The sequence below is a fragment of the Chryseobacterium sp. genome (assembly GCF_019236175.1).
GTDB lineage: Bacteria > Bacteroidota > Bacteroidia > Flavobacteriales > Weeksellaceae > Chryseobacterium.
The window spans coordinates 31,446-43,420 of record NZ_JAFAJM010000015.1; the positions used below are offsets into that span (position 1 = coordinate 31,446).

12 protein-coding genes and 1 riboswitch are annotated in these 11,975 nt (G+C 39.9%); of the genes, 1 reads left to right on the top strand and 11 read right to left on the bottom strand.

Going from position 1 to position 11,975, the window contains the following annotated elements; all coding sequences use genetic code 11:
* Positions 1 to 79: 79 nt before the first annotated feature.
* The 10 genes from JO178_RS13210 to JO178_RS13255 all read right to left on the bottom strand — a co-directional run bounded on the left by JO178_RS13210 (position 80) and on the right by JO178_RS13255 (position 10,283).
* The gene (locus JO178_RS13210; RefSeq protein ID WP_365866766.1) at positions 80 to 736 is read right to left on the bottom strand and encodes an epoxyqueuosine reductase QueH; all 657 of its coding nucleotides are present in this window, start codon (positions 734 to 736) and stop codon (positions 80 to 82) included.
* Positions 737 to 787: 51 nt separating this feature from the next.
* Positions 788 to 1,570 (bottom strand): enoyl-CoA hydratase-related protein, encoded by a 783-nt coding sequence (locus JO178_RS13215; protein ID WP_291936532.1) that lies wholly within the window; start codon positions 1,568 to 1,570, stop codon positions 788 to 790.
* A gap of 44 nt (positions 1,571 to 1,614) precedes the next feature.
* Entirely contained in the window at positions 1,615 to 2,511 is an 897-nt protein-coding gene (mmsB, locus tag JO178_RS13220; protein ID WP_291936535.1) for a 3-hydroxyisobutyrate dehydrogenase, read from the bottom strand.
* Between the two features lie 38 nt (positions 2,512 to 2,549).
* Positions 2,550 to 3,635, bottom strand: coding sequence for an enoyl-CoA hydratase/isomerase family protein (locus JO178_RS13225; protein ID WP_291936538.1), 1,086 nt, complete (start codon positions 3,633 to 3,635; stop codon positions 2,550 to 2,552).
* Between the two features lie 73 nt (positions 3,636 to 3,708).
* Positions 3,709 to 4,869 (bottom strand): acyl-CoA dehydrogenase family protein, encoded by a 1,161-nt coding sequence (locus JO178_RS13230; RefSeq protein WP_291936541.1) that lies wholly within the window; start codon positions 4,867 to 4,869, stop codon positions 3,709 to 3,711.
* Between the two features lie 79 nt (positions 4,870 to 4,948).
* A complete protein-coding gene (locus JO178_RS13235) occupies positions 4,949 to 6,445 on the bottom strand; it encodes a CoA-acylating methylmalonate-semialdehyde dehydrogenase (RefSeq protein WP_291936544.1) in 1,497 nt (498 codons plus the stop codon).
* Positions 6,446 to 6,516: 71 nt separating this feature from the next.
* Positions 6,517 to 7,968 carry a bifunctional 2-methylcitrate dehydratase/aconitate hydratase gene (locus tag JO178_RS13240; protein WP_291936547.1) on the bottom strand — a complete coding sequence of 484 codons (1,452 nt, stop codon included), beginning with the start codon at positions 7,966 to 7,968 and terminating at the stop codon, positions 6,517 to 6,519.
* 45 nt (positions 7,969 to 8,013) lie between these two features.
* Positions 8,014 to 9,165 carry a 2-methylcitrate synthase gene (prpC, locus tag JO178_RS13245; protein WP_291936549.1) on the bottom strand — a complete coding sequence of 384 codons (1,152 nt, stop codon included), beginning with the start codon at positions 9,163 to 9,165 and terminating at the stop codon, positions 8,014 to 8,016.
* Positions 9,152 to 10,060 (bottom strand): methylisocitrate lyase, encoded by a 909-nt coding sequence (gene prpB, locus JO178_RS13250; RefSeq protein WP_291936552.1) that lies wholly within the window; start codon positions 10,058 to 10,060, stop codon positions 9,152 to 9,154. Before prpB ends, prpC begins: the two co-directional genes overlap by 14 nt.
* Positions 10,061 to 10,121: 61 nt before the next feature.
* Positions 10,122 to 10,283 carry a hypothetical protein gene (locus JO178_RS13255; RefSeq protein ID WP_291936555.1) on the bottom strand — a complete coding sequence of 54 codons (162 nt, stop codon included), beginning with the start codon at positions 10,281 to 10,283 and terminating at the stop codon, positions 10,122 to 10,124.
* Positions 10,284 to 10,504: 221 nt separating this feature from the next.
* Positions 10,505 to 10,698: riboswitch (cobalamin riboswitch) on the bottom strand.
* Positions 10,699 to 11,156: 458 nt separating this feature from the next.
* Here JO178_RS13255 and JO178_RS13260 point away from each other — a divergent pair.
* Positions 11,157 to 11,408 (top strand): transporter suffix domain-containing protein, encoded by a 252-nt coding sequence (locus JO178_RS13260; protein WP_291936559.1) that lies wholly within the window; start codon positions 11,157 to 11,159, stop codon positions 11,406 to 11,408.
* Positions 11,409 to 11,470: 62 nt separating this feature from the next.
* Here JO178_RS13260 and JO178_RS13265 read toward each other — a convergent pair whose 3' ends face one another.
* Positions 11,471 to 11,956: a hypothetical protein gene (locus JO178_RS13265; protein ID WP_291936562.1), complete on the bottom strand. Its 486-nt coding sequence runs from the start codon at positions 11,954 to 11,956 to the stop codon at positions 11,471 to 11,473.
* Between the last annotated feature and the right edge of the window lie 19 nt (positions 11,957 to 11,975).

Here is an 11,975-nt window from a genome sequence, read left to right on the forward strand (position 1 = left end):
CAAATAACTGATCACCCTCACTTTTTACAAGATTAAAAAATTACCTGTTGTTGAAACGGTAGTATTCCGATTTGAAAAATTATTCCTCATCTATTCCGTAAAATTTTTCGCCCAGTTTTATTTTCTCCCTTCCATGGTCGGTTCTCCATTTGTTGGTGTCTCGTAAAGAATAGGCACAGCCACAGTATTCCTGCATATAAAACTGCTCTTCTTTGCTGATTTCGAGCATACGCTTAGAGCCGCCTTTTTTTCTCCAGTTATAAGTCCAGTAGGTAATTCCTTCATAATGGCCTGCAGCACGAAGACCGCAATCATTGATCTGATCCATATTTTTCCATCTGGATATTCCTAGAGAACTGGATATAACATCAAAACCATTTTCATAGGCATATAATGCGGTACGCTCAAAACGCATATCAAAGCACATGGTACAACGTATTCCTCTTTCCGGCTCCCACTCCATTCCTTTAGCTCTGGCAAACCAGTCGTCTACATCATAATCTGCATCAACAAAAGGAATATTGTGTTTTTCAGCAAACCGGATATTTTCCTCTTTCCTTAAATCATATTCCTTTTTAGGGTGAATATTTGGATTGTGAAAGAAGATGGTAAAATCAATCTCCGATGCTATAATAGCTTCCATCACTTCTCCAGAACAGGGAGCACAACATGAATGCAACAGCAGCTTTTTACCGTTTTCCGGCAAAATTAATTTCTCTCTAATCATATTTTTTATTGAAGTTGAAAATCGAAAGTGAAAAAGTCTGAAGTTTTCCTTTCAATAGTATTAATTTCCTCTAAAATGCGGAACTCTTTTTTCTATGAATGCTTCTATCCCTTCATGATGGTCTTCTGTTGTAAATAATTCTCCGAATAAAGCAGCCTCCTGTCTTAATCCTTCTGAAATGTGAAGTTCAATACCCGTGTTTAAAGATTGTTTAGCTTTTGCCACAGCGACAGGTCCTCGTAAAGCAATTGTTTCTGCCAGTTTTTGGGCCTCATTTAATAATTCTTCAGGAGCAAAAACATGATTGACAAATCCAAATTCCTTACAGGTTTCTGCCGAATAAAATGCTCCTGAGAAAACCATTTCTCTGGCCTTATATAAACCGATGGCCCGCGGAAGGCGCTGTGTTCCGCCAAAACAAGGTAATAAGCCTAATGTTACTTCAGGTAATCCGAACTTAGCTTTTCCGCTTGCCAGAATAATATCACAGGACAACGCAAGTTCACAACCGCCACCTAAGGCAAATCCGTTTACAGCAGCGATAACTGCAAAAGGAAGGTTTTCTATCTGATTGAATGCCGTTTGTGCGGTATGTGAAAATTTTTCTGCTTCCTCAGGAGTCATTTCCTGCATCGCTTTGATATCAGCACCTGCAACAAATGCTTTGTCTCCTGCACCGGTAATGATCAATACTCTGATTTCCTGATTGGATCGTATGTGTTCTCCGAATAAAGTCAGTTCATGTAAAACTGTTTCATTCAAAGCATTTAAAGCTTCAGGCCTGTTGATTGTCAATGTCCCGATATGTCCTTTCTGGTGATATATTAATGTTTCAAAATCCATGAGGTTGAAAGTTAAAGGTTAAAAAATGAGTATGAAGTCCAATATTAATTTTCAATATTTCCTTTTCCGTTTAAGAATTGTATAATACTTGAAAAATCGACTTTTCCGTTTCCTGCTTCGCTCCAGATTCTGTAGAGGTTTAATGCTGTATTTCCTAAGGGTGTAGAGGTTTTGGTATCCAAACCCGCTTCTGCAGCAAGACCCAGATCTTTGGCCATCAGATCTACTGCAAAACCTCCTGAATAGGCTCTGGAAGCAGGCGCATTGTCCATTACACCCGGATAAGGATTGTATACTTCCAGAGACCAGTTTTTTCCGGAGCTTTTCTGCATGATTTCACTTAATATTTTGGGATCCAGGCCATGTTTTACACCCAGATTAATAGCTTCCGAGGTACCGATCATATGAATAGCCAGGAGCATATTATTACAGATTTTAGCGACCTGCCCGGCTCCGGATGCTCCTGCATGGAATATATTCTGACCCATGCATTTTAAAATCGGGCGGGCCTTTTCATAGTCTTCCTGTTTTCCGCCTACGATAAAAGTTAAAGTACCAGCCTGAGCTCCGCCGGTACCACCGGAAACGGGAGCATCTATCATTCTGCATCCTTTTGAGGAAGCCAGTGCAGCAACGGAACGGGCGGTAACGGCATCGATAGTACTGCTGTCTATTAATAACGTATTGGGTTGAAGATGAGTGATAAAATCTTCGGAATAGAGTTCGGCAACATGCTTTCCCGATGGCAACATTGATATCACAACATCTGCTGTTGCTGCAGCAGCTAAAGCAGATACGGCAATCTGACCTCCTGCAGACGCCAGTGCTTTCAATGCTGTTTCTGAAAGATCAAAACCGGTCACATGGTGTCCTTTTTTAATAAGATTTGCGGCCATGGGGCCACCCATGTTTCCTAGTCCGATGAATGCTATATTTGACATAATTTTTGAATTAATAGTTAGAGATAAGAAGTTGGAAATCAGAGTTGGAAATTTTCTGCTTTAAACTCTGCAAAGTAGCTGTCTATCCACTCTGTGGTAATATCATTTAAAGCAGCGGGCCACCATTGAGGAGACTGGTCTTTATCTACCAGCAGGGCCCGTACTCCCTCAGCAAAATCCGGATGGATACAGCATTGACATGAAAGGTTGAGTTCAGATCGGAAGACTTCTTTCAGGCTTAAATGCTCCCCCTGTTTCAGTTGTCTGAAAATAATATGAGCCGAACTTGGTGATCCTGCAGTGAAACTTTTTACACCCATATTGATCCAGTCATCTTTTTGCGGTTCATTCATCAGAATATCTTTGAACTGATCTACTGAATTTACCCCTTCAAAATGTTGAATAAACCATTGATGAGCAGCTGCCTGTGATTCCGGAACAGATACGCTTTCAGTGATGTGATCCAGAATATCGGAAACCGTTTTATAAGGGTTGTCACTCCAGTCTGCCTGTTCAAGAGCCCTTAGAATGGTTTCTTTTGAGGATGATTCGCCGTAATAATCTGCAAGTCCCAGAAATATACAGTCTGCCCCGTCTAATCTAGCTCCGGTTAATCCTAAGTATAATCCATATGCGGAAGGCATTGTATTTAAAAACCAGGTTCCTCCTACATCAGGATATAACCCTATGGTGATTTCAGGCATTGCCAGCTTACTTTTCTCTGTAACGATACGATGGGAGGCTCCCACCATAAGACCGATTCCGCCTCCCATTACGATACCATTTCCCCAGACGATGACAGGTTTTGGATATGTATGAATTTCATAATCTACCTGATATTCTTTTGAAAAGAAATCGAAACAGTCCTGAGGCACTTCTGCAGGATCAATAGTTTTTTGCGCAATGATGGCATCATATAATTTTCGTACGTCACCTCCTGCACATAAGGCTTTTTCACCTGCTCCCTGCAAAAAAATACAGGCTATCCGGTTTGATGTTTTCCAGTCTGTCAGTACAGTCTGTAATTCTTCAATCATTGGTAATGACAAGGCATTCAGTGTTTTTTCGGAATTTAAAGTGATAATTCCGACTTTATTTTTTATTTCGGTTTGTACTAAGCTCATGGTATTGAATTGAAAATTTTGTTCAATGAAAAGTTAAGTATCTGATATTCTACTTTCCATTCAATTATTGTAATTATCTGATTTGTAATGTAGCTCCCTGTTCCAAAATCTTTCTCGAGATCACCAGCTTCATGATTTCATTGGTTCCTTCCACTACCTGATGTACTCTTGCGTCCCGCATCAGCCTTTCCACCGGAAAATCCTGGGTACAGCCATAACCGCCCAATACCTGAAGAGCCTCGTTGCAGATATTGAAGCACATATCAGTTGCTAATCTTTTAGCCATTGCACAGTAAGTCGTAGCATTCGGATCTACGGAGTCCAGTTTAAATGCAGCCAAATGTACCATTTGACGGGCTGCAACAAGTTCTGTTACCATATCCGCAATTTTAAACTGAAGAGACTGAAACTGAGCCAGTGATTTTCCAAACTGCTGTCTTTCATGCATATATTGTTGTGCCTGATTGATCGCACCCTGAGCGGCTCCTACTGAACAGGTTCCAATATTAATACGACCACCGTCAAGCCCTTTCAGTGCTATTTTAAATCCTTCTCCGACTTCTCCCAAGAGGTATTTTTCATTAACTTCCACATGATCGAGAAATACAAAGCGTGTGGGCTGTGTGTTCCAGCCCAGTTTTTTTTCTTTTTCACCAAAGCTGATTCCTTTTGCATCAGCCGGTACAATAAAAGCACTGATTCCTTTTGCACCGGAATTTCCTGTACGGGCCATTACAATAAGTATATCACTTTCTCCGGCACCGGAAATAAATGCTTTGGTTCCGTTGATCGTATAGGTATCTTCGTTTTTCACTGCAGTCGTTTTTAAGCCGGCAGCATCTGATCCGGAACCCGGTTCGGTAAGACAGTAAGAGCCTAGCAGCTGTCCTGATGCCAGATCAGGGCAAAGTTCTTTTCTGACTTCTTCTTTTGCAAACTGATCAATCATCCAGGAAACCATATTATGGATCGTAATATAAGCTGTTGTGGAAGGACAGGCAGCAGCCAGTTCTTCAAAAATAATGGCGGCATCTAATCTTGATAATCCCAGTCCTCCAGCTTCTTCACTTGTATAAAGACCACAAAAACCAAGCTCACCGGCTTTAGTTATCGCTTCTCTCGGAAATATTTTCTGGGTATCCCATTCGGAAGCATAGGGAAATAATTCTTTTTCTGCGAATCTTCTTGCAGCATCCTGAAAAGCCAGCTGATCTTCATTTAGGTTAAACTCCATTTCTTCTTACAATTTAAGTTGAACGTTTATCGTGGGAAGTTGAAATATGTTTTAGCAATTTTCAACTTTTTACTTTCCGTTATTTAAGGCTGATGGTCATATTTACGTTGCCTCCCGGAACATCTTCTTCAAACCAGCGGGCTGTAATTGTTTTGGTCTCAGTATAGAAACGGACTCCCTGTTTCCCGTAAGAATGCAGATCTCCGAAGAAAGATTTTCTCCATCCTGTAAAAGAGAAAAACGGTAGAGGAACAGGAATCGGAAGATTGATACCGATCTGTCCAACTTCAATTTCATGCTGGAATTTTCTTGCTGCGGCTCCCGAATTGGTAAAGATTGAGGTTCCGTTACCATAAGGGTTTGCATTGATAATGCTGATCGCTTCGTTTAAGGTTTCCGCTTTTAGCAGAAGTAATGCAGGTCCGAAAATTTCTTCTTTGTAAATATCCATATCTGCAGATACATTGCTGAATAAAGTAGGACCTACAAAATATCCGTTTTCATAGCCTTCCACTTTACAGTGGCTTCCGTCCAGTAATACTTCTGCTCCCTGATCATAGGCAGTTTGGATTAAACGTAAAACTTTTTCCTTAGATTGTTTATTGATTAATGGTCCGAATGCAGCGGATTCGTCAGACCAGACTCCGGGTTTAATCGTTTGTAATGCATTTTTAATTTCATCAATCCAATGCTGAGCTTCTCCCACAAGAACTGCAACACTGATGGCCATACAACGCTGACCGGCTGCTCCGCAGGAAGCCCCTACCAGATTATTGATGACCTGTTCTTTATTGGCATCAGGCATTACAACCATATGATTTTTTGCTCCGCCAAAAGCCTGTACTCTTTTCAGGTTATCTGTTCCTGTACGGTAAACATGTTCAGCTACCGGAACGGAGCCTACAAAAGAAATGGCTTTGATTTCAGGATGGTTCAGAATATGATTTACCTGATCTTTGGAACCATGAATAATATTCAGTACTCCTTTTGGAAAACCGGCCTGTAAAAAGAGTTCGGCTATTTTCATGGAAGTCATCGGGGTTTGTTCCGAAGGTTTTAAGATGAATGTATTTCCACATGCAATAGCCATAGGAAACATCCACAAAGGAATCATTGCCGGAAAATTAAAAGGGGTAATTCCGGCACAGACTCCAAGTGGCTGAATATAGCTGTATGTATCTACACCTCTTGCCACATTTTCTACCGTTTCCCCCATCATCAGGGTCGGAATATTGCAGGCATGTTCTACAACTTCAATACCACGCCATACGTCTCCCATAGCATCAGCAAAAGTTTTTCCGTTTTCTTTTGACAATATTTCGGCAATTTCTTTTTGATTTTCTTTTAAAAGCTGCTGATACTTCAAAAATAGCCTGGCTCTTTCCGGTGTTGCTACTTCTTTCCAGGCTTTAAAGGCTTCTTTTGCTGCCTCAATAGCTTCATCTATTTCAGATAATAATGTTAATGGAACTTCAGCAAGAATTTCCTGTGTGGCAGGATTTTCTACCGGAAGGAATTCCGATGTTTTACTTTCTGTAAAATTTCCATTGATTAATATTTTTATTGATTGTGACATAGTTTTTGTTAGGTTGAAATTTGAGAATAAAAGGTTGAAAATATTTATCATTTTCAACCTTTTACTTAAAGTTAAATGATCAGTAGGTCAACAAATTCATTGACATTGAGGTTGATAAGAGTGTCGTACTCCAGAGAGTTTTCCAAGACTACCCGTTGTTGTTTTTCCGGGAATACTCTGGCTAAGTTGATTTTGTATTTTTTAATCAGTTCAGGAATACCTTCTTCTCTTCTTCGTTTGTGACCGATAGGATATTCTACTTCTATTTCGTTTAGAATCGTTCCGTCGTTCAGTTCTATTGTTAAAGCATTGGCTATCGAACGTTTTTCAGGATCGTGATAATCCGTGGTAAACTGTGTGTTTTCTACGCATTCAATTTTATCTCTCAGAATATCAATTCTCGGATCGGAAGCAATGTTGTTTTCATAATCAGCAGCAGTTAATCTTCCGTAAATTAATGGAACTGCCACCATATATTGAATACAGTGATCGCGATCTGCCGGATTGTTTAAAGGTCCTTTTTTATCAATAATTCTTATAGCGGCTTCGTGAGTCCGAATGGTAATTTTTTTAATGTCATCTGTAGTTTTTCCAAGGCCTTTCAGTGTATGATGCAGGGTCATTGCAGCTTCTACTGCAGTCTGGGAATGGAATTCGGCAGGGAAAGAGATCTTAAATAATACATTTTCCATGACGTAAGAGCCGTAGTCTCTCTGGAATTTAAATTCATTTCCTTTGAAAGAAACATCATAGAATCCCCATGTTTTAGCGGTTAAAACAGACGGATATCCCATTTCTCCTGTCTGGGCAATCAGGGCTAATCGAACTGCTCTTGAAGTGGCATCACCTGCAGCCCATGATTTTCTGGAACCGGTATTGGGAGCATGACGGTAAGTTCTCAAAGACTGTCCGTCTACAAAAGCAAGTGATACGGCATTGATCAGCTCATCACGGGTTAGGCCTATTAACTTCCCTACTACAGCGGTAGAAGCAAGCTTCACTAATAAAACGTGGTCTAATCCTACTTTGTTGAAAGAATTTTCCAATGCCATAACTCCCTGGATTTCGTGGGCCATGATCATTGCTTCCAGTACCTGTTTCATTTTTAAAGGGGTTTTTCCTTCCGCAATATTTGTTCTGGATAGCCAGTCTGCTGTTGCCAGAATACCCCCTAAATTATCTGAAGGATGTCCCCATTCTGCAGCCAGCCACGTGTCGTTAAAATCCAGCCATCGGATAATTGTTCCGATATTGAATGCAGCCTGAATCGGGTCCAGCTGAAATTGGGTTCCGGGAACTTTAGCACCATTAGGAACTATTGTGCCTTTCACTACAGGGCCTAAAAGTTTGGTACAGGCCGGATATGTCAAAGCTTCCAGCCCGCACCCAATTGTGTCGAGAAGACAGTAATGAGCCGTTTTCCAGGCCAGGTCATTTTTTATTTCATAGTTTAATACGTAATCTGCAATATCAGCCAGTACTTTATCCGGCTGTGGTCTTTCATTCGAGATGTGTGAACTCATTTTTTAGTTTAAAATTTTTATTAGTTGAAATTGTTTTAATCTTTTTTATCGTTGGTCGATAGAAACAAAAGCTTTGTTTTCGGGGCCGGTATAATTGGCACTTGGACGGATAATTTTTCCATCCTGTCTTTGTTCAATGATATGGGCACTCCATCCTGTAACTCTGGAAATCACAAATAACGGGGTAAACATCAGCGTGGGTACTCCCATTAAATGATACGATACTGCAGAGAACCAGTCCAGATTCGGGAACATCTTTTTTTCTTCCCACATGATGGTTTCCAGCCTTTCGGCGACATTAAAAAGCAACATATCACCTGCTTCTTCAGACAGTTCTTTGGCTACTTTTTTAATCACCACATTTCTTGGATCCGAGATTGTATAAACAGGATGACCGAATCCTATGATCACTTCTTTGTTGGTAATACGCTGTCGGATGTCGTTTTCGGCCTCATCCGGAGAATTATATCGGCTTTGAATTTCAAACGCGACTTCATTAGCACCGCCGTGCTTCGGACCTCTCAATGCTCCGATAGCTCCGGTAATGGCAGAATAGATATCGGATCCGGTACCTGCGATCACTCTGCTGGTAAATGTGGAGGCATTAAATTCATGTTCTGCATACAGATTGAGAGAAATCTGCATGGCTCTCGTCCAGGAATCAGAAGGTTTTTTTCCATGTAAAAGATGCAGAAAATGACCTCCGATGGTATCATCATCTGTTTCTACATCAATCTCTTTCCCGTTATGGGTATAATGATACCAGTATAATAAACCGGAACTGAATGAAGCCAATAATTTATCGGCAATATCTCTTGCTCCCGCCATGTTGTGGTCGTCTTTTTCCGGCTGAATGCTTCCGATAGCAGAAACCATAGAACGCATCACATCCATAGGGTGGGCTGCTGCAGGAATACTTTTTAAAATATTTCTTACAGAATGCGGGAGACCTCTTAATGATTTTAATTTGGCTTTATAGTTTTTTAACTGTGCTTCTGTAGGCAAATGGCCATATATAAGGAGATAAGCTACTTCTTCAAACTGAGCTTTTTCGGCAAGGTCCAGAATGTCATATCCTCTGTAGTGCAGGTCGTTACCACTTTTTCCGACGCTGCAGAGTGCGGTGTTTCCGGCTGCTACTCCTGAAAGAGCTACACTTTTTTTGGGTTTGAATGTGGGTTCATTATTTGTTGACATCATTATTCTTTTTAAAAAGGTTATCTAATTTTTGTTCATAATCATGGTACCCGATACTTTGGTAGAGCTCTTCTCTTGTTTGCATGGTGTTGAGCACATTGATCTGTGTACCGTCTTTACGGATATGTTCATATACGTTCTGAGCAGCTTTATTAGCGGCGCGGAAAGCGGAAAGCGGATAAAGAATCAATCCCACTCCGGCCGTCTTTAATTCTTCCACCGTATACATATCGATCATGCCAAATTCTGTGATATTGGCTAATACGGGTATTCCTGCAGCGTCTACAAATTTCTGGTAGAAGCTTAGGTCAGGAACTGCCTCTGCAAAAATGAAATCTGCGCCGGCCTCTTTATAAGCGATTGCTCTTTCCAGTGTTTTTTCCAGTCCTTCATTAGCGAATGCATCTGTTCTTGCCCCGATTACAAAATTTTCATCAGTACGGGCATCTACTGCAGCTTTCAGCCTGTCCATCATTTCTTCTTTGCTTACAATTTCTTTCCCGGGGCGATGTCCACAACGTTTGGCACCTACCTGATCTTCAATATGCAGTGCGGCGGCACCTGCTTTAATCAGTGATTTCACAGTTCGGGCGACATTAAAAGCAGAAGGTCCAAATCCTGTATCCACATCCACCATCAGAGGAAGGTTGCAGATATTGGTGATGCGTTGAACATCTATTAGTACATCTTCAAGACTTGTAATTCCCAGATCGGGAACTCCTAAAGAACCGGCGGCAACTCCGCCTCCGGAAAGATAAATGGCATTAAACCCCGCCTGTTGTGCTAATAATGCGTGATTAGCATTAATAGCACCTACAATCTGCAGAGGTTTTTCTTTCTGCATAGCCTCACGGAATTGTAAACCGGGAGATTGCAAGCTTTCATTTTTAATCATTTAATATCTATTGTTTAGTTAGAATTTGTCTGGTGTTTGGTATTGCTTATGTAAGCAATAGTTACGGGTATTTCGGAATCCCTGATGATAAAAAAGAATAATGATGAACGGGATATACATTGAGGTTGAAATCATGCATAACTCCAGGTACCCGGTAGAATAAGCCGCTTTTTTGTATGCCGGGACGGTTTGTAATGGGTTCATAGAGATGATGTGTCTGCATTTTCAACTTTTTAAATGATAAAATCCTTTTAAAAAGCTCTTGCCGAACTTCACAGTGCTTTGGAGATAAAATTACGGAAAGGAGAGAATACGAATGGGTTTATAGCAATAACAGACAGGACGTATAGCCCCATTAAATCTATATCAAAAATAACTTGCGTAAAAAATCACACCGTTATCCATATCGTATCATACCTGACTATAAGCTTCAGATCGCGAAAGCATCGTCAATTCGAAATAGGCAGGTCTCCTGACTTGTAACAGTTTTTATCATCCTTCCCATTTACCAAAGTGAACAGTGGATTATGTATTGATAAAAACATGATATGTTACTTACAGTTGCGCGACAGTTCGTGATTTGCACACGATTCCCTTTTAATACACAGCTAAATGTAACCAGTTTCGGTTGATAAAGAAGATGTTAAGAACTCCTTGGTGGTAAATATAGCCATTTTATTGAAACAGCCGCATTATGATTTATCTTTTATCCTGAAAAAGCTTTAAACCATTGAGTATATGAGGAATATTTTGCCCTTATTTTATTTTTTTAAGCTGAAATTTCGGTTTATTTTAGAAATATTTATATTTTTTTTAACACCAAAAATTATGCTTTGAATAAAAAGATCCGATAATGCCTTTGAATTTTCACTTATTTTAATGTTAAATTTTTATTATATTATTTGTGATTTTTTCAACATTCCAACCAGCAATACTTATCCGGAGCTTTTTTAGAAAAGATGATTTTCCTGAAATTCAATAAGAGGACTTCAGATTTAAAAATTGACATTTCATAGCGCTAAAAATACACTTGAATCAGAAAATGCTTATCATATCTGAGTAAAAACAGTTTTTTTGTATTTTTAATAACGGATATATGTCGAAAGAAAAACTGAAGTTAAAACATAAGCTGGGATCGGTTTTCCTGGGATCCGGAATCATATGCTTGGCCGGAGTTCCTGCCCTTTCTTTTTTGGATTTTCCCAATAAAGCAGCAACGATACTGGTAGTGCTTATTACCGGAGAAACCTTGTTTCTGATCACTATAACTTTATCAGGAAAAGGATATCTGGAAAAAATACAGCAATTCATAAGATGGTTTTTCTTTTTCAGAAAGAAAAAGAAGTAGTTTAGAGATAATAAGACAGAAATAATTCCTGTTAAAAAATTATTTCTGTCTTGTAAAAACAGCTATAAAGAAGATATATATACTTCTATTTTTGTTCCGTCATAGTTAAAGGTTCCGTCTTCATTTTTCTTTCCTAAAACCCATTCTAAATCTACGGGGACAGACCATGAGGATCCTAATGTAAACCCGTTCACAGATCTGATCTCATTCCCGTTTCCTGTGGATATTGCGGAATGAAACCAGGTTTTATCGGCAAGTCTGTAGAATCCGATAGCTTTTCCTTTAGGGATGATGGAATATCCATCCCATTTATCTCCCGCTGAGTAATTGAATTTGCTCAGCCATTTTTGACCGGTTGAATCGGCCAGTTCATCAGGTTTTATATCAGCACCGCGCATATACAGGGCGTAAGCTACAACATCATGGCATACTCCGCTGTTGTATTTTGAAATATTCTCTGCTCCTGAGAGAATGGAATTGGCAACGGGGGCCCTTTCTGATAATGATAACTGAGCGGCTCTGGCTCCTTCTGGTGTTACAAATGACATATTAATGATTTTTATGGTG